Below are 23034 nucleotides of genomic sequence, written 5' to 3'. Positions count from 1 at the left end.
TCAATAAAGGGCCTACGACGTGCATACTTCATCTTTTGGTTTAGTGCTGCGCACTGTATTTTAATGTGCAGGCAATCAACTCGGTGACTGTGGCAGGCTCACCGCTTTGCTGACAATAATGAATCACCGGGCCACAAATATCGTCGATTTCCATCGGACGCCCTTTTTCACGGTCTACCAACATTGACGTTTTGATTGCGTCAAATCCTTTGATCAGTTTGAACATATCATCCACATCAGACGCCGCGATCTGTACTCCCGCCTGATTAGCGGCGCGCGCCGTTTCAATCATCATTTGGTACACATTTTCACTTAAGGTCGAATCATTAAGCAGCGACTGCGTATCCAGCCAAGTGAGCGCCGACAGCGGGTTAACCCCATTATTGATGATGAGCTTACGCCACAAAGCATATTGGATATCATCAAAATTGGTGGTTGGAATACCCGCTTGATTAAACGCCGTAACCCATTGGTTTAATTGTGATTGCGAAAATGCGTTCTCTTGACAAGTCGGCCAAGCGCCAAGCTCGATATGGGAAGCACCCGCAACTTCAACCATTCCGGGCTCTACAATATGCCCTCCGATCAAAACGGCTAAACCGCCCAGTGTTCGGTGCCTTCCAAGCAGCTTATCAATTGTGACTTCGTTCATGACGCCATTTTGGATCGACAATACCGGCGCTTCACCAGCGAGAATCCATGGTTTCATCTGTTCAATCGTCTGTTGTGTCGTGCCACTTTTGGTCGCCAGAATAATCAGGTCAAACTCTTTGCACTGACGTGTCGATAACAGCTGCTGTAATGACAACGCGTCCACCACTTGAGAAAACTGGAAATCCTCATGCCGAACCACTAAGCCATCGGTTTGCATCGCCTTCAAATGGGCGCCTCGCGCGATAAAGCTCACCTTATGACCGGCACTGAGCATTCGCGCACCGTAATAGCAGCCAATCCCCCCTGCGCCAATTATTGCTATGTTCATCTTACTTCCTTGCCGACGATAAAGAGTTCACGTTAAGGCGTAAACCCGGTAATGTCTAGAACTAAAAAAGAGGGCTTTAGCCCTCTTTTTTCTCTGCATAGTGACTAAGATGCGACGTTAAAGTGCGCCATTTCTTGAGTTAAATCGGTCACTTGGCTGCGGACTTGCTCTGTGGTTTGGTTGGAGCTGTGAGCGAGCATCGTCACTTCATCAATGGTTTGAGTGACCTTGTTCATCTCTTGGTTAATGGCTTGAGTGGCAGAAGATTGCTGATGAGCAGCCTGCGTCAAGCCAGCCATTTGCTCGCCCAACACCTCGATTTGTTGCGACGTCAAAGACAGCGTTTCCACCGTTTGCTCAGTGAGCTGCGCGCCTTGCTCGGCGAGCATAAGGCTATCTTCAATTTCCGTCACCACGGATGACGTCGCCAACTGAATCGCGGTAATAATGTCCGTGATTTCGGAGGTCGATTGACTGGTGCGTGACGCCAGCAAACGCACTTCATCAGCCACGACAGCAAATCCGCGACCAAGTTCTCCGGCTCGCGCCGCTTCAATCGCTGCATTCAGTGCCAATAAGTTGGTTTGTTCTGCAACGCCTTGGATCACCTCTGTGACTTGACCAATTGCTTGGCTCTCGCGACTCAGATCATTCACTTTCTGACTCGCTTGCTCTATAGCTCGGTGCAAGTTTTGAATCACATCTCGATTACTATTCAGTGCTTCGCTGCCGTTGGCCAACTGTTGCTTTGACTCGGTCAACACTGCTGCAGACTCTTCAGCACGCTCCGCCGTTTGGTCAGCAGATTGCGCTACGTCAGCCAAGTGATGCCCAGCTAACTCGAGCGCGACTTTTTGCTCGCTCAATTGGCTGGTTGTGGTCTGATTCGCCGTCACCAAACTGCCCATACTGTCATTCACGGTATTGGCCTTTAATGTCACGCCCTGCACAATATTCGCTAACGACTGGTTCATTTGATTGATCGATACGGTCAAGCTCGCCAGTTCATCTTGCCCTTTAACGGCGAGTGCCGGCTCTGATATATCCCCTGACGCAATCTGCTTCGCACGCTGCGATAACTTCGCGACTCGCTCACCAATACTTTTGCCAATTAAATGCGAAGCTACCACTGCGGCGACAAACAATACGATCACTGATCCCACTAATAATGTGCTGACGTTCTGTAATGACAAGAAAATGCCTTCGCCGCTGCGCTTGGCTTTCTCTTGCTGAGTGGCAACTTGGCTATCAAAGGTGCGCTGAAGTTGGGTAATAGCAGGCAGCAGTTCTCTCGCCATCTTTTGGTTTGCTAAATTCCATCCAGAAGATTGACGAAGTTCAATCACTTGTTTTTCCAACGGGAAATACAGCGCTTCCATATCTTTAAATAGAGACCACAATCCTTGGTCATCGCTTGTCATCAACGATTGCTTTTCTTCAATTTCATTAATGTATTTGGCATGGGATTTCAAAAAGTCATGGTATTTGTCTAAATGTGATTTGTGACCATATTGCAAGTAATCCCGCATTGATGACAATGCATTGGCTAAGGAGGTATAGCTGTCAGCATAGAGGCGAAACAGGCGCTTACGCTCACCGCCTTCCTTATTGCTCGACTCCGCGTTGATAAGCCCTTGCAATTGGTCAAGCGCCACTTCTGCAATTGGCGCCGCTTCGTTAATAAACAACGCATGGGCAGGCAGATTCCCTTCATCTTGACTGAGCTTCGCCGTTTGTATTGCAAGCGCTTTTACTTGTTCCCATTGCTGCTCGACTTCAATGAAGCTCTCTTCACTCAACAACGTATTGAGTGTTGGTAAAGACGCTTCAGTGGTCTGCACAACGCGATTCAAATGTTCTAATTCCCCAGGGTCGCCGAGTAATAGATACGAACGTAATAGTGATAATGTCTCTTGAATCGATTGCTGAAATGAGCGACTGGTATCGACGGTCGGCAGATCCGTTTGAATCAACGACCCGGTATGTTTTTCAACGACCGTCACACTTTTATAGATAAATGACGCAGAAACGATAAAAAGTACCGCAAGCGACAGAAAACTTAACTGTAGCTTCCTAGATATCGAGAGTCTCATCCTTTTAACTCCTTTATTTATGTCTCACTCAATATATAGGTAATCGACCTTTTGTTGAATATATGTAGATGAAAATGATAAATATTTTTTGCTTTTTAGCGCGACAATCTCAGATGATATGAACAGTTTATATGAATTACCGCGAAATCATTCAGCCGGCGGCTAATTTATGGTTTCTCGCGCTGAATACCACTGACTTTGCGAACAGCAGACAATCTCGGTACTCTATCGAGATTAAACGTTAAGGCGGGTTTATTTTGCAAAAGACAGAGCCGAATCTCGCACTCACGCCAGATTATTACTTAGATAATTTTTTAAAATTGCACCAACATGCAACTGAGTGGTACAGCGATTTACTCTCAGCACAGGAACAACGTTGGCTCGATGCATTTAGTCAACTCTCTCATGCTAGCCAATGTCTACTGGTTCGCATGCTATCACGCAAAGGCCATTGGTTTCGCAGTGATAAGCTCAGTTACGCTGAAATCGGCGAGTTGCAACACCCCCTGAGTCAGCTATCGCAGTTTGAATTTATAAGAGTCAATCCAAGCATAAGCCGCGCTGACTTGGCGCAGTCATTGTTGACCAAACCTGAACTGCTTACACTGGACTCAAGTCTTGATAAACGGATGACCAAGCAACAAGCGATTGAGCAATTTTCAGAAGGTACCGACATAGAGCACACAGAATCGCTAGCGCTTGACTTTCAAATCATTGAACTTCTTCATCCAAGAACTATCGATGTTCTTTTACTGCTATTTTTCGCTAATACGCATCAGGATTTAAGTCAATTCGTGCTTACGGACATAGGTTTACATCGTTTTGAAGCTTATGATTTAAGTAAAGAGCGACGCTTTTTTAAAAGCCGTGATCATATTGAACAACGGCTAATCCTTAGTGAGCTTTACGCAAACTATCAACTGACAGAAAAGCGCAGTCTTGCACTTATCGAACTCCTCGAACAACTACCTGAAAAAGGCCCGTTCAAGGATGTGAATCGTCGCCGAGAGCAAATCATTAATCTCATTGCGCGAGATTTAGAGCGGCTTGGCGAGGTAGATCAAGCACTAAAATGGTTCCAACAGAGCACCCTTCCTCCGAGCCGTGAGCGGCAAGCTCGCATGTTAGAGCCACTCAATCAGTTGGATATGATGCAAGCGATCATCTCCGACATGCGTTCAAATCCCAAAGATATCGGCGAGTGGGAGGTGGCTGGAAAACTTCAGGCTCGGCTAGACCGTAAACGCGGCCTAAAAGTGACGCGGTCACAAAAACCAAAGCACGCTACTCTGCATCTGGATGATTTAGACCTCTCACAAACGCGCGTAGAGTTAGCGGTATTAAATCACCTCACGCAAGATGGTTGGCGCTGCTTTTACAGCGAAAATACGTTACTCAATGGGCTGTTTGGTTTGCTCTTTTGGGAGGTTATTTTTGCGCCGGTCGAGGGGGCGTTCATTAACCCCTATCAGCATCGACCTCTCGATCTTTATCACAGTGATTTTGTCACCAAACGTGAAGCGATGATTCAACATGCATTGGACACACTAGAAACATTAAGCCATCAGGCATGGGTTGACCGCTATCACCATAAGTATGGAATAAGCAATCCTTTTGTTAACTGGAACCTTTTCTCGGAAGATTTACTCATTGAGGCCATCACCTATATACCAACGTCAACGCTGCGTGGGTTATTTGAAATCCTGCTCACCGACCTCGCGCGCTATCGCAGTGGGATGCCGGATTTAATTGCCTTTAAAGATGGGCAGTATCAATGGGTTGAAGTCAAAGGGCCCGGAGATAAAGTCCAGGATAATCAATGGCGATGGTTTCGCCACTTTGAACAGCTAGGCGTGCCATTTTCTGTTTGTTATGTAAATCAGGGAGCGAAAAGCCAGTAAGCTCAAGGCGATAATTTCCTTGAGCTTAACGGCGTTTATACCTGAAGTCGCGTCGAATATTGTTGGCGCTTTTTCGCCCCCAAGCCTAAGCAAATAAGCGCAGCGCAAGCAACCAGTGAACACAATCCCATGATAAGCGCAACATAGGCTAATACATCACTAAGTGGCTGACCTTGTTCGAAACCTTGCTGCATGAGGACGCCAGCAAGCCAAGGGGCAATAATGGCCCCAGCACGCCCGACACCAATCACAAATCCAGTCCCTGTTGCTCGTACGTGTGTTGGGAAAACAGTAGCAACAAGCGTATAAATACCTGACACGCCGGCGTTAGCAAAGAACCCCACCAAGGTTGCAACCAAGCTTAAGTGCATCAAATCCGGCTTGGATTGACCAAACAAAATAACGGCAATGCACGTCAGCAGCAGCGTGCCAATCGTCAATGGTTTTAAACCAACATAGCTACTTAACACACCAAACAGTAATCCACCGATTACCCCGCCGACATTCACCCAAAACAAAACGCCTGCCGCCGATGCCGCGCCGATACCCATCTGAACAACAATGGTTGGCGTCCATTTTAATACGTAATAGAAGGTGATCATTTGAAACAGATAGGCGGCGGTCATCAATAGGGTTGCGACCAACAGTTGCTTGGAAAAGATATCCCAAATTGAACCTTGTACTTTGCTCTCTGCGCGCTGCGCCAGTTGTGTAATTGGTAAATGTTGTATTTTCTTAAGTGAGGCATTGACTCGCGCGAGTGCCTGTTTAGGCTGAATTCGCGTTAGCCAATCTACCGACTCAGGAAGCAGCCAATAACTGAGAGGAATCATTGCCGCCGAGACAAGTGCACCAACCACAAACATATCTCGCCAATTGGTCGCGCCTTGTTCAAGTACTGAAGCGCCTACCGCGCCGCAAATAATACCACCGAGTGGATAACCGATGACCATTAATGAGATGCACAGTCCGCGCCGCTTTTCATTTGAGAATTCTGCGGTTAATGCATTGGTGGTTGATAGCAAACCGCCAATGCCCAGCCCCGTAAAGACACGCCAAGCACACAGCTCGGTTATCGATGTAACATGGGCGACCATCCACATACCTATAGTCATCACAAACAGGCAGCCAAGCACCATCTTTCGGCGGCCTAATTTGTCAGCAAATCCCCCCAGTAGGATGGAACCTATCGCCATCCCTACGAGCTCCATAGATAGCGCAGCGCCAAGCTCCGCTCGACTAAGACCAAATTCAGCCATAATCCCAGAACCAGACACACTAATCGCTAGGACGTCAAAGCCATCAACCGCACTAAAGCATACCGTTATCGCGATGACGACTATTTGCATCAACGTCATTGGAGACTGATTAATACGAGCACGGGGGTCAACTGCGGATTGATTCATCTAAGGGCCATCCTTTATCTCTATGCATTCGCTCCAACGGCGGCGCAAATTGCTAAATACGTCTAGATGTCCAAATAATCATATCAACGCTAAATTCAAGCAACTTCAGTTTACTCATAACGATCATGAAATTCTTTCATGTTATCAGTGTCGTTGAGCCGACGTAGTAGAGATGGGGGAAAGTCATCGACTCAGAAATCGAAAATAGCGCCGGACGATAAGCCGGCGTCGAAAAAAAAACACGGCGCTGTAAAACGCCGTGGAACACTTTCTATTCTGAGTGGAGCACTTTCTATTCCGAGAGGGAGACGGCAAATGTGCCTTGCGGCACGACGGGAAGATACTGTTTATAAAAGTCGATATACGCTTTTTCAGGATCTAAATCGGCAAATAAGTCTGGGTACAATGCTTTGGCCATGTATTGCACCATCGTATAGTCAACGATTGAGCGTGACGCGCCCTGATAAATGCCATAAACACGCTGCTCAGCCACTGCAGGTAATTGTGCCCACCCCGTGCGATGCGTAAAGCCTTTTAAACGAGATTGTGCTTCTTCACGTGTGACGTTTTGCCCCATCAAAATGGCGCCGTCAACACGGCGAGATTCCGTCCCCGCTAAGAAAATGACTTGAGGTTCAGAAACCAATACCTGCTCAGGATTGATCGGTCCCCACCACTCGACAAAAGGCGCAGCTATGTTATCGCCGCCTGCTTGTTTGAGCATCGCTCCCCACATATTTTTACCATAAGTAAAACTGTATTCTTCGGGACCTTTGTTACCAAATTCAACGTAAGCGCGCGGCTTAGGGACATCAGCTTGTTGAATGCGGCTTTGAACCAATTCAATTCCCTGTTGGTATTGTTTGGCGATGCGTTCTGCACGCTTCGTTTCTCCGGTAAGCTTTCCGATCACACGAGTACTGGCTACATGCTTTTCTAGCGTTTGCGCATTGTAATCAATGACAACAACGGGAATCTCTGCCTCTTTCAGCCTCTGTAAATCGACATCCATTGCTTTATACTGCCAATCCGCCAAAAGTACCACGTCCGGATTTAAGTTCAGCACTTTTTCAATAGAAAACGTCTGAGCTTCCACTTCTCCAACATCAGGAATGTTTGCCAAACTTGGTCGATAGCTCGTATACAGTTCCCAGCTTTGTGGACGCCATGACTTCCACGTATCTCTTGATAGACCAACCACCTGATCAAAGGCTTTTTCACTTCCTATAGCCATATAATCTTCGGCATAAAAGCCCAATACCACGCGCTTAGCAGGAGTATCGACCTCCACGTGGCGCCCAAGTACATCTTCAATCTGGGTCATTTCGGCGTTAGCACAAAATGATAAACTGGCACAAATTAATGGCATTAGTACTGAATTCTTATTCATAATCCTATTCTTATTTTATTTATACAGAGTGTTAAACGGTTAATTATTCAATTGGTACGTTTTAAAGCGCGGAGATTACCAGAAAGTTAAATGATAACAACTATCATTTTCAAGTGGGATATAAATAAAGTGATCAGTAACAACAAATGGAGTGACAACAGAGGTTTTAATGCTGTAAACAAGCAATTAGCAAAACGCGATTGCATAACAACTAGGTTCTGCAATCGCGTTTAGCGCTGGTTTAGAATAATTACGCCCAATAATGATGGGATGACGTTATTATTCTGTCGCTTCGTGAACGGCTTCTTTACTGTCGTTCCAAATTTCAGATGAGTCGTCCTTCACACCATTCCAAGTATTTGAACAACCACCCAAGACAAACGCAATGGCGACAACTAACAATGAAATTCTCATGCTCTTTCCCCTATTGATTGAAGATTTTAATAATGCTCAATTAAACAACTCGTTAATTGTGTTACTGCATTCCACCACGTTTGTTATCTTTGTATAAGTAAATTTATTGTTAGGAACTCACTGTACCTGCTCGATTACGGTTAATGCTGATTAACCTTATTCGATTTTAAGCTTCATGTAACCAGTTGATTTTAATCAAAAACCAATCCAATAGGAAGTAATCACCATTAAATTCGCCAAGTAAATTCCCTTTATTTTACAGGCGGTTAATCTCTCTATCGTATCATAATTAAGACGCTTTAAATCGCTTGCTTGATTGTCAATATGGTGGTGATGCGCCAGTAAATTTGAACCAACCCAAAATTCACTCAACAGAAAAATTGACCTCACGTTGCTTCTATGGCTATTCTGGGCTGGCTATTTATTTCAGGGATCGAAATTATGGGAAACCATCTACCAAAAGCCTTCACGCGAATCTTTTTGAAGATCTACCATATGATCGAAGCAGTATTGCTTGTTGCGATTACACTCGCGACCTTGGTCGCCATAGGCAATGAATTCATTCATGTGTTCACCGAGCAAAGGGTCATGCTCACCGACATATTACTGATGTTTATTTATCTTGAAGTCTTGTCGATGGTCCAGCAATTCGTCACAAACGGAAAAATCCCCGTTCGCTACCCAATTTATATCGCAATTATGGCTATCGCGCGCTATATCACCTTGGGAATGAAAGAGCTCGATGGTGTATTTGTGGTATGGCTTTCACTCGCAGCACTGATTCTCGCCATCGCCACCTTAGTGATTCGCGCAGGCCACTACTACTGGCCTTATGAAACCATCGTGCGCCGCAAAAGCTGGTGCGGAGATAAAGTCAAATCGGTAGACAAAGCCGATAACTAATCCCCCACTTCAATCCATGAACAAAGGCGCTGAACTCAGCGCCTTTCGTTTTAAACTTTGCTCTATTTCAGCAATTTATCTTCCTTTATCAAAGGACATCAAACCTTAAACTAACGGCTTAATCGAGCGTTAGATCCTTTTGACATCGCGGCGCGAATTTCAGCTTCAGTCACTAAATTCAGGTCGCCACTAATCGACAGCTTCAAGACGCTGGCAGCGATAGCAAATTCGATGGTTTCTTGTACCGGAAGTTGATGATTCAAACCATGCAAAAGACCAGCGCCAAACGCATCGCCCGCAGCCACACCTTCCATCACATTGATATTGTGCACTGGCGTCTCAAAAAACTCGTCATTTTGGTAGAGAATCGCCATCCAATCACTCTGCTCTACACAGTGAATATTACGTAATACACTGGCCACGATTTTGCAGTTCGGATACCGCTTAGTGATTTCTTGCATGCCACGCTTAAAGTCATCAATTTGATCAATACCGCGAGAGAGATCGCCATCAAATGCTTTAATTCCAAGCATGGCTTCAAAGTCTTCATCGTTGGCGATGCAAACGTCAACAAACGGCATGAGCTGGGCCATGACTTTTTGCGCAACCTCAGGTTTCCACATTTTTCCGCGATAATTGAGGTCACATACAACGGTAATGCCCTGCTTTTGACAGTAGCTTAACGCCGCCTTAAGCGCGATTTCCAATTCACTCGAAATCGCGGGCGTAATACCTGAAAAGTAGAAAACGCCCACGCCATCAAGCAGTGAAGGCCAATCAAACTCTTGAGACAATGCCGTTGCAATTGAACTACCCGCTCGGTCATAGACAACGCCTGTCGAACGTGCACCGTTGCCTTTTTCGAAAAAATACATACCCAAACGTGGACCGCCGCGCAGGATGCGTGAGGTGTCGACGCCAAACTTACGCAGTGTGCCAATCGCCGCCTCACCTAATGGGTTTTCAGGTAACTTGGTCAAATAGCCTGAATCATGTCCAAGTTGAGCCAGCGAAACTGCCACGTTTGCTTCCGCCCCTCCATAAGCCGCTTCAAATCCATTGGTTTGCAAAATTCGCTCAAAGCCCATCGGCTTTAAGCGCAGCATCATTTCACCAAATGCGAGTGTTTTCATTCATTTATTCCCTTTACTTACCGATGCAAGATAAGGCGACATGGCCACTGTTAGGCGCCACGTCACCTCAATTAAACGCCAATATTATTAATATACATGGCATGTACTGCGCTGATTACGCCATGTATTGACCGCCGTTGACATGGATGATTTGCCCTGTGACATAACCAGACATCGCATGCGATGCCAAATAGGCAAACGTCGGCGCCATCTCTTCCGCGCGCCCTAAACGCCCCATTGGAATTCCTTGACTGATTCGAGCTTTGGCTGCGTCATCTTTATCGGCGTGAAACGCGGTATCGACGGTTCCCGGCGCCACAACATTAAAACGGATGTTGTCTTTGGCGTACGTCTTTGCCCAAGCGCGATTAACACTATGAAGCCAACCTTTTGAAGCGGCATAAAGCGATGCTCCAGGGCCGCCACCGGAATCCGCCGCGATTGACCCTACATTGATCACTGATGCACTCCAAGCCTCTTGCAGGGATGACTGTTTAAGATACGGCAGGGACAAGCGCACCATGGTTTGAGCGGAGCGCATATTGAGATAAGCAACATCGTCAAAGAACTCAGCATCAATCTCTTCTGTAGTCTTACGCCCAACAAGGCCACCAACATTATTAATCAACACATCAATACCACCATATTCAGCGACAAATTCGTTGATAAACCGTTGGCAGTCCTCATCATTCGCAAAATCCACTCGGTGAAAGCTAGCACTGCCACCCAGCTCTGCTATCTGGCGGATGGTCTGTTCAATATCGTTATGTTCACGGTATGAGGTTAGTGTGACGTGAGCGCCTGCCGCTGCAAATAATTTTGCCACCGCAAGACCAATCCCCCCTGTTGAGCCAGTGATCACCACACGCTTGTTGTTTAAGTCATTAAACATGATGTTACCTTGTGATTAATTTATAGAACGAACCGTTAGTATTATTATATTAAAACGCGGTTTCAAATTTAAATGTGAATTTTGTAGCGGTTTTCTAAGATGTGGCTAAGTACGCAAACATTGGGTACTGACAGATTAGGCACCATGCCTTTAAACCCGGGTTATATGCGGCAGCGAAAGAATAGCGTTTAAATGACGAGAGAGCATGATGAGCCATATCGGCTCTGTATACGGAAATGAAGCAAAGTCACTTGTGGAAGTAAATGATAATCTTGGCGATATTAAAAAGCCCTCTTACGAGGGCCCTTCAGAGAACTAGTGTCACCAACAATCAGCGTAATCCGTGTAAAAACTCTGCACGAGTCGATGGGTTAGATTTAAAAATCCCCCCAAGTGCTGTGGTTGTTGTCGTGCTGGTTGCGTCCATGACACCTCGAGATTTAACGCAGTAATGCGTCGCATCCATCGTGACCGCAACATCGTCAGATTCAAGCAGGGTTTGCAATGCGACCAAAATTTGCTGAGTCATACGTTCTTGCACTTGAGGGCGCTGAGCAAAGAAGCGAACTATACGATTGATCTTTGAAAGCCCAATAATCTTGCCACGGGGAATATACGCGACCGCCGCTTTACCATCAATGGTGACAAGATGATGCTCACAAGTACTCGTCACAGTAATATCTTTGACACACACCATTTCACTGACATTCATCTTATTTTCGATGACCGTGATTTTCGGGAAGTTTTCGTAATTTAATCCGGAGAAAATTTCATCGACGTACATTTTGGCAATGCGATGCGGAGTTTCTTCAAGGCTGTCATCGGTTAGGTCAAGCTCTAACAAATTGAGGATTTCACGCATGTGATGTTCAATTTTTTGCTTTTTCTCATCACGGCCGATGTTGTTTGGACGCATCGGCGTTTCTAATCCACGACTTTCTAGCGCATCTTTTACTAACTTTGCCGAATCGCTAAGACCTGTCATTCCGGTTCCTCTATGAATTACCCCTATCGGATGGCAGACAAGGATACTCGGATTTTTTAATAATTACATCCCTATTTTAACGGCGGTTTTTCTCTATTGCCTTTCTTATGTGCTAGAGTATCTCGCAAAATACAGCAGTAGGATGAACGAATGAGTTGTTGTGACGTTCCTGGTTTAATGCCAATCGAAGATGCCATCGACAAGATGTTGGCCAACATTATCCCTATTCAACAAACATCGAGCTTGCCGTTACAGCAAGCCCTCGGTTATGTGCTTGCCAAAGACATTCTCTCACCCATCAATGTTCCGCCATTCAATAATTCAGCGATGGATGGCTACGCGGTGCGCCGAAGCGATTTAAAACAATCCGCCCCCCTTCCCGTCGCGGGTAAATCGTTTGCTGGGCAACCTTTTGAAGGCGAATGGCCTCAAGGTACCTGTATTCGAATCATGACCGGCGCGCAAATTCCACAAGGGTGTGACGCGGTTGAAATGCAAGAGAATACCGATACCAACGAACAGGGTGTCACCTTTCATCAAACAGATTTAAAACCAAATAACAATATTCGTCCTATTGGCGATGACATTAAGCAACACGACGTCGTTTTGGAAAAAGGGGCGCGCCTGACGCCGAGAGATATTCCGATGATTGCCTCATTGGGTATCAGCCACGTGGAAGTTGTGCGTAAACCTAAAGTGGCTTTTTTCTCGACTGGCGATGAACTGCAACCACTCGGTGAACCGTTAAAGCCGGGCAATATTTATGACAGCAACCGTTACGGAATTAAGCCGCTGATTGAAAACGTTGGCTGCGAAGCCATCGATTTAGGTATCGTACCCGACTGCCCTGAAACCTTGAAAGCGACCTTTGAGCAAGCACAATCACTGGCGGATGTGGTCGTGACATCGGGTGGCGTGAGTGTCGGCGAAGCGGATTACACCAAAGATATCTTAGGGCAATTAGGTCAAATTGGTTTCTGGAAACTGGCGATTAAACCCGGGAAACCGTTCGCGTTTGGTGAACTTGATAACGCGTGGTTCTGTGGTCTTCCGGGAAACCCCGTCTCTGCAATGATCACGCTCTATGTGCTGGTTCAACCGCTGCTAGCCAAATTGGGTGGGCATACACAATGGAAAGCGCCAGAATCAATCCCTGCGATAACCAAAAACGCCTTTCGAAAATTTCCTGGTAGAACCGATTATCAACGTGCCATTTATCGTATCGAAAATGGGCAATTTGTGGTTGAAACCACAGGCAACCAAAGCTCCGGGGCGTTTCGCTCGATGAGCCTTGCCAACTGCTTTGTGGTATTAGAGCGTGAACGCGGCTCAGTAGAAGTGGGTGAAACCGTTCAAATTCAGCTGTTATCTCCCTGCTTATACTAAGCATTAGTGACGATTTTGGAGCGAAAGTGGATATTCTGTCCGATCAAGAAATGCTGCGTTATAACCGGCAAATCGTACTAACAAACTTTGACTTTGAAGGTCAAGAAGCACTTAAACAGAGCTCAGTTCTCATCCTTGGTGCGGGGGGCTTAGGCTGCGCAGCCAGTCAGTACTTAGCGGCAGCAGGGGTTGGTCAACTGACGATCATCGATGATGATGTCGTTGAGCTTTCCAACCTTCAGCGCCAGATCTTGCACCGTGACGCAACTATTGGTGAACCTAAAGTCTCCTCGGCTACAGCGATGCTGAACACCGTCAATCCGCATGTGTCCATCACGCCGATTAATCAGCGTTTAACGGATCACGAATTGAATTCGCTTATCGAAACTCATGATGCAGTGCTGGATGCCTCAGATAATGTCGAAACCCGCAATCAACTTAACCGACTGTGCTTAAAGCATAAAACCCCTTTGATATCTGGCGCCGCTATCCGTATGGAAGGTCAAGTCAGTGTGTTTACTTATCAAGATTCACACGCGCCATGTTACCAATGTTTAAGTGCATTATTTGGTGATACGGCACTAAGCTGTGTCGAAGCTGGGGTCATGGCACCTTTAGTGGGCATTATCGGCAGTATCCAAGCGTTGGAAACGATTAAAGTATTGTCCGGCTACGGAACACCGATACAAGGAAAAATTTTGCTGCTTGACGCACTCACAATGAACTGGCGAGAAATGAAGCTTAGCAAAATGCCAAGCTGCCCAGCATGCGGTGAAAACTAAAAACTTCCTATTCCAATCCTGAAAAGCCAAGCCTCATAGTGACTTGGCTTTTTTAGTTAATTACCAATTTATGCTTCATTTTTAACGTCATTCACTTTTATACTGAACGCCTACTTCCCATCAATAAGGAGCACATGTCATGACTCTTGTGACCGCCGAATGGCTCGCTGACAATATGGAAACCCCGAATCTCGTGATTTTGGATACCAGTATTGAATTTCAAATCCCTGCCGAGCCGACGAAAGACACGACCAACATTATTCCTAACGCTCGTCGTTTCGATTACGATCATGTCTTCTGCGATAAAAATGCTTCTTACCCACACATGATGCCAAGTGAACAAGAGTTTAATCTACACGCGCAAGAACTGGGACTGAATCAAAACTCGATCATTGTGGTTTACGATAATAGCGGCACGTTTGCCTCGCCCAGGGCATGGTGGATGCTAAAAGCTATGGGCCACGAAAGTGTCTACATTCTCAATGGTGGCTTAAGTGATTGGAAAGAAAAAGGTTACCCACTCAGCGATCAATACCAGACCGTCACTCAACGTGGCGATTTCTGCGGTAGCCTGAATCCGAATCACTTTTTAACCGCAGAACAAGTGGCAGACCAGATCGATAATGCCAACAGCTTAACGGTTGACGCACGCAATCAAGCGCGGTTTGCGGGTACCACGCCAGAGCCGCGTGAAGGCCTACGTTCTGGTCATATTCCACAATCCGTCTGTATGCCGTTCGCCCAATTGATGGATGGCGCAAAAATAAAGCCTGTCGATGCGCTCAAACCGATTCTCGAAGGCGTGCTCGATAAAGGCCAGCAACAGACCATTTTTTCCTGTGGGTCGGGGGTGACTGCCTGTATCGTACTGCTGGCGGCTCACCTGTGTGGGTATCGAAACTTAGCCGTTTATGATGGTTCTTGGACCGAGTGGGGCTCTAGGTCCGATTTACCGATTGCCACCAGCGACGCCTAACATTGAACGTTAAGACGCGATAAAAAAGCCGAGCATTATGCTCGGCTTTTGCTTACTTCGATGCATGTGTTACACCTGCGTCAACGGTTTATCAGGCTGGCGGTAATTAAGCAGGCAAATCACCACAATAATGGCCAGCGCCACTAAGCGATAGACATCAGACAAAAACAGCACGCCAAGTGCCATCACCAGTAAGACCGCACGTTGCCAAAGCGCAAGTGGCGCAAATAAACGTCCTTCAATACCGCCGGCAAAGGCAATAAACAAGCTGATGGTCGCAATCACTCCGATCACAAAATGCGTGGGTTCACCGTCAATCCAAATAAGCCCAGAAAAGGCCATCATGGCTGGAATTAAGAAAAAGCCTTGCGCCAACTTAAATGCTTGTACCGCCGAACGCATCGGCGAAGCATTGGCGATCCCCGCCCCTGCAAATGCAGCTAAGGCGATCGGTGGCGTGACATTGGAGGTTTGCGACAACCAAAACACAATCATGTGTGCAGTTAACAAACCGAGCCCAAAGTCCATCAATGCTGGGACGGCCATGATCGATAACACAATATAAGCAGCAGTCACCGGAAGCCCCATTCCCAAAATGACGGCAGCAACCGCGATAAGCGCCAATGCTGACCACAAATGACCACCAGACATAGCAATAAGGAACTGGGTAAACTGCAAGCCAATTCCTGTTTGCCCCACCACGCCGACAACGATCCCAGCCGTCGCACAAGCAACGGAGATCGGTAGTGCCATCAAAGCGCCCTCTTTCAACCCCTGAAAGAATAAGCCAAACCCAATGCGGCTATGTTTACGGGTTAGCGATGCGAGCAAAATCGCCGCGCAGCCAATCACCCCAACCAGAACGGGTGAATAGCTCATCATTAATAGAACGGTAATTAGAATCAGGGGAACCAAGAAATGCCAACCACTTTTCAGGACGGTAAAGACCTGCTCTGTTGCGCTCATCCCTTGTAAATTGAGCTTACAAGCCATGAGATGCACGTAGAGTAAAGTGCAGGCGAAATACAAAATCGCTGGCGCGATCGAAACCAACAGGATGTCACTGTATGGAATCCCGGTAAATTGCGCCATCACGAATGCGCCCGCGCCCATGACCGGAGGCATGATCTGCCCACCCGTTGAGGCAGCCGCTTCAATCCCTGCGGCTTGCTCAGACTTATAGCCGAGCTTTTTCATCATGGGGATGGTTAAAGCGCCCGTGGTCACCGTATTGGCAATAGCCGAGCCTGAGATAGAGCCGAGAGCTGCTGATGCGATAACACTGGCTTTGGCCGGTCCGCCACGATATTTGCCCGCGACCGCAAACGCCATATCAATAAAGAATTGCCCCGCTCCCGTCACCTGCAAGAACGCGCCAAACAACACAAACATAAACACCACACCAGCTGCGATTGCCAGCGGCGCACCATAGACCCCATTGGTCGAATAAATGTGGAAACGAACCACCTCTTCCAACGTAAAGCCTTTACTGGCGACGTTATCAGGCAGGGCATCGCCAAATAAGGCGTAGGCTAAGAATAGCAGAGCAATGACCACCATCACTAAGCCAACGGTGCGTCGTGTCGCTTCCAAGAGCAGAACAATCAATACCACACCAGCCGCTTGTTCTACAGAGCCTAAGCCATCAAGTAAAAAACTGATATCGTCATAGTCAAACAAGGCGATTTGCGTCGATGCCCAACACGTAGCGGCCACCAGAATCAAATCGACAATACGCCCGCAAAGATAAACCGGAAACGCGCGTTTCGCACTCAACGTTGGATAAACGAGAAACACTAACGCCAACACCCAACTAACGTGAACAGGGCGAAAAACGGGTGCCGCCAAATTCGCGACAATCCCCTGCCAGATTTGAAATACCGATAAAGCGATAGCCGCAACAGCGGCTATCAGCAAAATGGCATCGGTCATTTTTTGGTTACTAGGATGAATTTTACTCATCACTTACTCCATGTAACGTCAACCTCAAGCTGATTGCGCTTGAGGATTACTTCATTTGTTCTTGACGATATTTCTCCGCACCAGGATGCAAATCAATGCCCTGTAATTTGGTCATATTCTCTAGCGTAGTAAACTTAGTCACGCCAATGACCTGACGAATTTTATCCATATTGTCAAACGCAGCTTTCGTCATTTGGTAAGCCATGTCTTCGCTTAGATTTTTGTTGACCACCAAAACGTTCCAAACCGCGGGGGCTTTAAACGCAGGGACTTTATTGTAGGAGTCCGCGGGCACATCGATTTCAATGTAAGAAGGGTAATCTTTGGCAATCTTCGCCAGTTCATCAGCGCTAAAGCTCAAGATACGAACATCACGGGTTAACGCAAGCTCTGTAATCGCACCAACACCCAAGCTGCCGACAATCACCCCTGCATCAATTTGGTTATTGGCTAAGGCGCTGGTTGTCGCGGTGTAGTTAAGAGATTGCGCTTTAATGTCACTCTCTTCAATTCCTAAAGTATTAAGAATATTCACCGAACTGACTCGTGTGCCTGACCCTGGAGCGCCTAATGAAACACGCTTGCCTTTCAGATCGGAGATAGATTGAATATCTGAGTTCGCAGGGACAATGAATTGAACAACGTTGGGATACAAAGCAAATAGGACAGAGACGTCCATTTTACGTGGAAAAGGTTTGGTGCCGTTAAACGCTTGTAATACCACGTTACCTTGGGCAATCCCCGCAAGTTGTTTATTGGTGGACACTTTAATGGTGTTTTCAACGGAGGCCGCTGTTACTTCAGCACGCATATTGAAATCGGGGAGATTTTCACTCCAAATTTTGGCGAACATACCGCCAAGTGGATAGTAAGTACCGCTTTGGCTGCCGGTGCCGATTGTGTAGTTCTCAGCCATCGCTGGGACAGAAAACGCAACCGCCAGTGCTAATAGCCCATTCCTTAACGCTTGATACATATGTGCTCCTTATTATCTATCGTTATTTATTTGTTTATCATTTTGTTTCCATAATGTTATGAGATGGATAGGACGAAATAGCAATCATGCAATGAATGAAATGAGAGTTGAATACGCGAATCGCGCAGCGAGGAGACAAGGGCGTGATTTTCCGCTCACTCCCTGAACGCTTGAATCAACAAATTGAAGTCAATGCAACCATCTTCATGATGGTGACTTCGCATACCGAACAGATTCGGAAATTATCCTCCTATCCTTGGAGAACAAAAGTGATCGACTGCATATTTATACAAATTATGAATATTTGCAATCAATAAATGACAGTTTCATTGTTGGCTAAGTTATTTACTCCTCAAGGTTTTCCTTTTACTCAAGCGGCTTAATTTGGCATTAAAACTGAGTAAACATGATTACCGCTCTGCGATTAAGCGAGTGATCATCTGGCGTATTTTCATCGCTCAATAACGCATTTTCTCCAAAGGCACTGACCTGCCATTGATAATCCTCCGTCACCAATCTCGTTGTTAAATAATCCCTCACCGAATACGCCCTCGCTTTCGCCAGTTTTAGATTGTAATCGTCACTTCCTTGGCTATCTGTATGACCTGCAATCAATATTCGGCCTGTTAACCCCGCGATTCGCTCGGCGAATTCATTCAATGAGGCAATAGAACTGGGTGTGAGTGCCGCTTGATCAAAATCGAAGTGTGGCGTGATCGCAACGGAAACTTTGCGCTCAGGTTTTATTGGTGGGCATGCGGGCTGTTGATTCTGCTTGGCTCGCGTTTGTTCAAAGATGATATAGGCACGGCGGTTTTGCGCATGCGCCTCTGGGCGGACACTCGTATTCATCGGACGCGCCTTTCCGTAATACTCCACTCGCCACTGATAATGTTGTTCATCAATCCGCTGGCGAAGGTGTTTCTCTACCGACTGCGCTCGGCGGTCAGAGAGTGCCAAATTATAAGCCTTAGAGCCGCGGGTATCCGTGTGGCCGATAATCGTGATTTGCCCACGCAATGGTTTAATTTGTTTGATGAATGCATTAATCGCGTCTTGGTCGACTTGAGTAAGAGCCGCACTATCAAACGCGAAGTGTGATGCCATAGCGACACGGACTTCCGGCTCAAACAGTCGACATTCCTCAATAACAAACTTGCTGAGATGGACCTGTTCAAAAGCCCGTGTATTTTCATTGCTCACGTAGGTGTTCGTCGAACACCCCATAAGTAAACTGCCGGCCAGTAACCCTGCGATTCTTATTTTTTGCTGCTGCATAATAGGCCTATAATTTACCGACAACATTGACGAAAACGCCTTGTGCATCGTAGTCATCTCGATTGGCTAAATTATTGTCAAAACCAGAAAAGTTATACCCAATGCCGACTTTGAAATTATCAGTCACGTGCTTGTTGAACGACACCACCGCGCCATGTTCAAGTTGGTCATTGATGGTATCGGTTTTCCAGTGGTACTCACCGGTTACATCCCAATTCTTCATCACTGAATAGGAGGTGCTGATTGCATACAAATTGATGTCACTTTTTGCGGTGTAATACCGCCCAGACGCTCGCTCGTAGGCCTGAGTTTTATCTTTATGGGCGTATTTCGCCCCTACATCCACTTTGGCATTCAGCGAATAAATTCCCTCAACTTCGACGATTTTGCTCCGCTCGTTGGTGTAATTCACCTCTCGATCCAGAGCATCTTTATCACGCAGGTACGTGTAACGACTTAAGAGGTTTAATTTGTCGTGATAGATGGGGCGGTAAGCTAAGCCCACACTCGCTTCAACAAAGTTTTCCAGTGTTTCATCGGTGACTTTACTCACCGTATTGGAATAGTTGTACTTACCAAATAAGGTGTATTCATCGGTCAAATGATGTGTATAACGATTTGTCGTCACTACTTGATCAATTCGTCGACGGCTCGGGTCGACTTGGTCATCGCCTTTATCAACACGATATTCCAGCTTGTGTTTGAACGTGACGTCTGAGACGTCGACCTGCGCACTAAAAGTCGTCGCTCGACGCTCAGTGACTTCGACCACACCATGACTATTCGGTTTTTCAATCTCACCTTGCTGATAACCGATACCAAATTCCAGCTCATCAGAAAGATCATAACCAAAGCCAAAAGAATCGATTCGGCCTTTGCCACTGTTTTCATTTACAAATTGATTTTCTTGGTAAAAATCAACATTTGACGTCAGGTCGGCACGTTGACCGACAATCACATTGTTACTGCCTTCATAATCATCGTCTAAGTAAGTCAGGTAGGTGGAATAATCACTGGTAATATCGTAGTTGACTGTCGCTTGGGCCGCATCTCCCCGACTACCCGTTGTATATTCAGCGCCAAGCGTGATGTCATCCATTACCCGCGCTTCGCCGCCGAGCGTGACGCTATCATTCTCATCGTAAGCTTGACTTTGGCTTAAGGTTTTCTGGCCTTTGAGATAAATACTGTTGTCAGAGTTCCAAATATAATCAGCTCTTAGCCCTGCCAGAGATCCCGTCCCGCGCTGTTTATCTGGATTTAACTCTTCAATTTGTTTACCCGCCGCAGACAGTTTTATATGGTCGGTAAGTTTGAATTGTCCTTCTAGCTCTGCTTGGGTGGTATCGGTTTCTCGTATACCTTGTAAGCTGGTTTCCTGAAATTCGGTAAAACGTGTCAGTATCGCGATGCGATCGCTCGCCTGAAGACGTAATTCGGCGCCGTAAGATTCTTGTTCTACATCGTCATCTTGACTGGCATCACTGTACTGAGCATCTTTCGATTTATACCAAGCCTTGATGTCATTCCCGACAAGAGAAAATACATTGGGCGCTACATCGTGCAGATCCGCGACCGCTTTAATTTGCAGCGCATCCCCTTCTCTCTCTTCCAACGTCCGTGACAATGAATTGAAGGTTAATCCGCCGTCATAGGAGACAAAGTTAGAGTCGGTTTGCGTGCCTTGGCTATGACCAAACTCGGCTTGCAAATATGAGCCTTCACTGGCGCGCAAAGTGATGTCTGCGCTGTAGTTTTGGTAGTCTTGTTCATCACGCGCTTCCGTGGCGTAGCTAGCCCCTAACCCGACGTAATCATTCACCCAGCCTTTAGCACGGCCGCCAAAGGTTAAGGCGTCTTTTGCTTCACTCCCTCTCGGAACATATTCATAATCCACAGACAAATAGTTTTCATACCCATCGCCAGGCGTGTCATCGATCACCGTCGAGAAGTTATCGCGCAAAATGTTAGTAAGAGGACGTGTTAAAATAATCCGTCCTTGATAGGCATCAATCTCGTAGTCGCGCCCAGATTGCAGCGCAACTTCACGCTCAGCGATACCGCTATTTTGGTTGATGACTTTGACCGACACCTTATCCGACCCCGGCACCACTTCGCCATTTTTCAAAAAATACAGCGAGCCGCCAGTACCAAGAAATTCATCGTGACCAAACAATGAATCCGAAGAAGCCGCAAACCCAACCACGTTGAGTTTATCTTCACCGTATTTTGTCGTACCGCGAGTTCGAAAATCGCCTTTCAAGCCATATAAACTGCGATTGTAATCACTATTATCGGTACCAGTTAATCCCGTGTTGTAATTTCCCCATAGCAACTGGGATTTATCGTATTGGAGATCGAGATAAACTTTACCTTTGGTATTCACCACCTTACGAATATTGGCATTGTCACCATAGTGGCCGTAGTACAGCTCGTCATCGTCTTCCAGTAGTTCAAATACATCCGAACTGTCGGAAGCGAAAGGATGTTTAAACAGGTCTTTGATTTCCCCTTCACGAGAATCAAAATGGGTGGTAATTCTCAGTTTGTCACCAAACTTACCTTGACCAAAATAAGCGATACGGCCCTGATTGTAGAGATTATCTTGGTATTGCTCGTCTACGTCTAAAGCACTGCCATTACCAGAGACAAAGTTTCGACCAACATAGAAATCGGCTAATCCCGCTTGCACGTAGTAATTTTCCGGCACTCGCGCAAACAGTTGGTAGTCACGCTGTTCGCCATCATCAAAAATGACTTTCGTCGGTAACAGGTAGGCATTGGCAGGTAAGAATTGTTCAGCGTATAGCGCGTCATCTTCTACATCAAACTCATCATCACCAATGACAACTTTATCTACCCCTTTAAGACCATTGCCGATAAATTTAATCAACCCTGCGTAAGTAGGAATGTTATGACGCATCAATTGGGCTTGGCCGAAACGGCGACTTAATTGTTGTTCGCCATCATTTCGCTGAATATCGACTTCTGATTCGCTGGCGGTTAAATCAATCACGCCAAGGGTGGTTAAATCCATATTCCCAGATTGGTCCCAAGCTTTTAGTCGAAATTGTAGCTGGCCGCCAGCAGCCAAAGGCGTTTTCGACGCTTGTTCGACACTCCAAACGACATCGCTATCATTCGCCAGCTGATCCCCTTCAAGCACAGTAATCGGTTGGCTCAAATGCACATCTTGGCCATCAAAGATCTCTAGCTGATAGCGTGCAATGTAATAGCTAAAGTTGGTGGTGATGGTGAAATTAATCGCTGAGGTCAGCTTTGCCTCTTTAACTTCAATGCGATCACTCGCGCGCACCGTCAACACGGGGTCAAAACGGGTAATATCGCGACTCGCCCAGATCGCACCTTGCTCTAAATAGATCCTCGAATTGTCCTTTTGTTTGCGTTCTACCGCTTCCGTTGGCATCGTATGAGATTCAATCTTCTCTAGTTCACTGACATCGACCGCCCAAGTTGCGCTGGATAAGCTTGTGACCACCGCGATGGCGACAGACGATAAGTGAGGTACCTTGCGCTGCGCTGCGCACGGCTTTGTGTTGACATTCAACATGCTA

The 23034-nt window shown here is 46.5% G+C and carries 17 protein-coding genes; 5 read left to right on the top strand and 12 right to left on the bottom strand.

Translation table 11 applies throughout. The features are described from left to right. Positions 1-40 precede the first annotated feature (40 nt). Positions 41-982 carry a ketopantoate reductase family protein gene (locus ACFFUV_RS17450; RefSeq protein ID WP_390195201.1) on the bottom strand — a complete coding sequence of 314 codons (942 nt, stop codon included), beginning with the start codon at positions 980-982 and terminating at the stop codon, positions 41-43. A gap of 104 nt (positions 983-1086) precedes the next feature. Continuing rightward, entirely contained in the window at positions 1087-3075 is a 1989-nt protein-coding gene (locus ACFFUV_RS17445) for a methyl-accepting chemotaxis protein (protein ID WP_390195199.1), read from the bottom strand. 257 nt (positions 3076-3332) lie between these two features. Here ACFFUV_RS17445 and ACFFUV_RS17440 point away from each other — a divergent pair, with 257 nt between their 5' ends. After that, positions 3333-4976, top strand: a complete 1644-nt coding sequence (locus ACFFUV_RS17440; RefSeq protein ID WP_390195196.1) for a VRR-NUC domain-containing protein — start codon at positions 3333-3335, stop codon at positions 4974-4976. Positions 4977-5011: 35 nt separating this feature from the next. Here the strand turns inward: ACFFUV_RS17440 and ACFFUV_RS17435 are convergent, their stop codons facing one another. The 3 genes from ACFFUV_RS17435 to ACFFUV_RS17425 form a co-directional block, all read right to left on the bottom strand. After that, on the bottom strand, positions 5012-6382 hold the full coding sequence (locus ACFFUV_RS17435; protein WP_390195194.1) for an MFS transporter: 1371 nt from the start codon (positions 6380-6382) through the stop codon (positions 5012-5014). A 292-nt stretch (positions 6383-6674) separates the two neighbouring features. After that, positions 6675-7772 (bottom strand): ABC transporter substrate-binding protein, encoded by a 1098-nt coding sequence (locus tag ACFFUV_RS17430; protein ID WP_390195192.1) that lies wholly within the window; start codon positions 7770-7772, stop codon positions 6675-6677. Between the two features lie 279 nt (positions 7773-8051). Continuing rightward, positions 8052-8186, bottom strand: a complete 135-nt coding sequence (locus ACFFUV_RS17425) for an entericidin EcnAB (RefSeq protein WP_390195190.1) — start codon at positions 8184-8186, stop codon at positions 8052-8054. A gap of 441 nt (positions 8187-8627) precedes the next feature. On the opposite strand from ACFFUV_RS17425, the gene ACFFUV_RS17420 reads away from it, so the two are divergent. Next, positions 8628-9089 carry a phosphate-starvation-inducible protein PsiE gene (locus ACFFUV_RS17420; protein ID WP_390195187.1) on the top strand — a complete coding sequence of 154 codons (462 nt, stop codon included), beginning with the start codon at positions 8628-8630 and terminating at the stop codon, positions 9087-9089. 110 nt (positions 9090-9199) lie between these two features. Here the strand turns inward: ACFFUV_RS17420 and ACFFUV_RS17415 are convergent, their stop codons facing one another. The 3 genes from ACFFUV_RS17415 to folE form a co-directional block, all read right to left on the bottom strand. Further along, the gene (locus ACFFUV_RS17415) at positions 9200-10222 is read right to left on the bottom strand and encodes a PfkB family carbohydrate kinase (protein WP_390195185.1); all 1023 of its coding nucleotides are present in this window, start codon (positions 10220-10222) and stop codon (positions 9200-9202) included. Positions 10223-10337: 115 nt separating this feature from the next. Next, positions 10338-11114 carry an SDR family NAD(P)-dependent oxidoreductase gene (locus ACFFUV_RS17410; protein ID WP_390195183.1) on the bottom strand — a complete coding sequence of 259 codons (777 nt, stop codon included), beginning with the start codon at positions 11112-11114 and terminating at the stop codon, positions 10338-10340. A 331-nt stretch (positions 11115-11445) separates the two neighbouring features. Next, entirely contained in the window at positions 11446-12099 is a 654-nt protein-coding gene (gene folE / locus ACFFUV_RS17405; protein ID WP_390195181.1) for a GTP cyclohydrolase I FolE, read from the bottom strand. A gap of 150 nt (positions 12100-12249) precedes the next feature. Here folE and moeA point away from each other — a divergent pair, with 150 nt between their 5' ends. From moeA to ACFFUV_RS17390, 3 genes are all read left to right on the top strand, one after another. Beyond that, positions 12250-13485, top strand: a complete 1236-nt coding sequence (gene moeA, locus ACFFUV_RS17400) for a molybdopterin molybdotransferase MoeA (RefSeq protein WP_390195178.1) — start codon at positions 12250-12252, stop codon at positions 13483-13485. Positions 13486-13511: 26 nt separating this feature from the next. Then, complete coding sequence (gene moeB / locus ACFFUV_RS17395) at positions 13512-14267, top strand: molybdopterin-synthase adenylyltransferase MoeB (RefSeq protein WP_390195176.1); 756 nt, start codon at positions 13512-13514, stop codon at positions 14265-14267. Positions 14268-14406: 139 nt separating this feature from the next. Continuing rightward, positions 14407-15243 carry a sulfurtransferase gene (locus ACFFUV_RS17390; protein WP_390195174.1) on the top strand — a complete coding sequence of 279 codons (837 nt, stop codon included), beginning with the start codon at positions 14407-14409 and terminating at the stop codon, positions 15241-15243. Between the two features lie 69 nt (positions 15244-15312). Here the strand turns inward: ACFFUV_RS17390 and ACFFUV_RS17385 are convergent, their stop codons facing one another. The 4 genes from ACFFUV_RS17385 to ACFFUV_RS17370 all read right to left on the bottom strand — a co-directional run bounded on the left by ACFFUV_RS17385 (position 15313) and on the right by ACFFUV_RS17370 (position 23030). Continuing rightward, positions 15313-17205: a TRAP transporter permease gene (locus ACFFUV_RS17385; protein ID WP_390195172.1), complete on the bottom strand. Its 1893-nt coding sequence runs from the start codon at positions 17203-17205 to the stop codon at positions 15313-15315. 46 nt (positions 17206-17251) lie between these two features. Further along, on the bottom strand, positions 17252-18181 hold the full coding sequence (locus tag ACFFUV_RS17380; protein ID WP_390195170.1) for a TAXI family TRAP transporter solute-binding subunit: 930 nt from the start codon (positions 18179-18181) through the stop codon (positions 17252-17254). Positions 18182-18571: 390 nt separating this feature from the next. After that, the gene (locus ACFFUV_RS17375; RefSeq protein WP_390195168.1) at positions 18572-19459 is read right to left on the bottom strand and encodes an OmpA family protein; all 888 of its coding nucleotides are present in this window, start codon (positions 19457-19459) and stop codon (positions 18572-18574) included. A gap of 7 nt (positions 19460-19466) precedes the next feature. Continuing rightward, positions 19467-23030, bottom strand: coding sequence for a TonB-dependent receptor (locus ACFFUV_RS17370; protein ID WP_390195165.1), 3564 nt, complete (start codon positions 23028-23030; stop codon positions 19467-19469). Positions 23031-23034 lie beyond the last annotated feature (4 nt).

The organism is Vibrio olivae, from assembly GCF_042428525.1.
In the GTDB taxonomy this organism is placed as follows: domain Bacteria; phylum Pseudomonadota; class Gammaproteobacteria; order Enterobacterales; family Vibrionaceae; genus Vibrio; species Vibrio olivae.
This window is presented reverse-complemented; position numbering and strand designations above follow the sequence as displayed.

Coding starts and splice junctions, on each gene's coding strand:
- ACFFUV_RS17450 (WP_390195201.1), bottom strand. CDS start 982: ATGAACATAGCAATAATTGGCGCAGGGGGGATTGGCTGCTATTACGGT.
- ACFFUV_RS17445 (WP_390195199.1), bottom strand. CDS start 3,075: ATGAGACTCTCGATATCTAGGAAGCTACAGTTAAGTTTTCTGTCGCTT.
- ACFFUV_RS17435 (WP_390195194.1), bottom strand. CDS start 6,382: ATGAATCAATCCGCAGTTGACCCCCGTGCTCGTATTAATCAGTCTCCA.
- ACFFUV_RS17430 (WP_390195192.1), bottom strand. CDS start 7,772: ATGAATAAGAATTCAGTACTAATGCCATTAATTTGTGCCAGTTTATCA.
- ACFFUV_RS17425 (WP_390195190.1), bottom strand. CDS start 8,186: ATGAGAATTTCATTGTTAGTTGTCGCCATTGCGTTTGTCTTGGGTGGT.
- ACFFUV_RS17420 (WP_390195187.1), top strand. CDS start 8,628: ATGGGAAACCATCTACCAAAAGCCTTCACGCGAATCTTTTTGAAGATC.
- ACFFUV_RS17415 (WP_390195185.1), bottom strand. CDS start 10,222: ATGAAAACACTCGCATTTGGTGAAATGATGCTGCGCTTAAAGCCGATG.
- ACFFUV_RS17410 (WP_390195183.1), bottom strand. CDS start 11,114: ATGTTTAATGACTTAAACAACAAGCGTGTGGTGATCACTGGCTCAACA.
- folE (WP_390195181.1), bottom strand. CDS start 12,099: ATGACAGGTCTTAGCGATTCGGCAAAGTTAGTAAAAGATGCGCTAGAA.
- moeA (WP_390195178.1), top strand. CDS start 12,250: ATGAGTTGTTGTGACGTTCCTGGTTTAATGCCAATCGAAGATGCCATC.
- ACFFUV_RS17390 (WP_390195174.1), top strand. CDS start 14,407: ATGACTCTTGTGACCGCCGAATGGCTCGCTGACAATATGGAAACCCCG.
- ACFFUV_RS17385 (WP_390195172.1), bottom strand. CDS start 17,205: ATGAGTAAAATTCATCCTAGTAACCAAAAAATGACCGATGCCATTTTG.
- ACFFUV_RS17380 (WP_390195170.1), bottom strand. CDS start 18,181: ATGTATCAAGCGTTAAGGAATGGGCTATTAGCACTGGCGGTTGCGTTT.
- ACFFUV_RS17375 (WP_390195168.1), bottom strand. CDS start 19,459: ATGCAGCAGCAAAAAATAAGAATCGCAGGGTTACTGGCCGGCAGTTTA.
- ACFFUV_RS17370 (WP_390195165.1), bottom strand. CDS start 23,030: ATGTTGAATGTCAACACAAAGCCGTGCGCAGCGCAGCGCAAGGTACCT.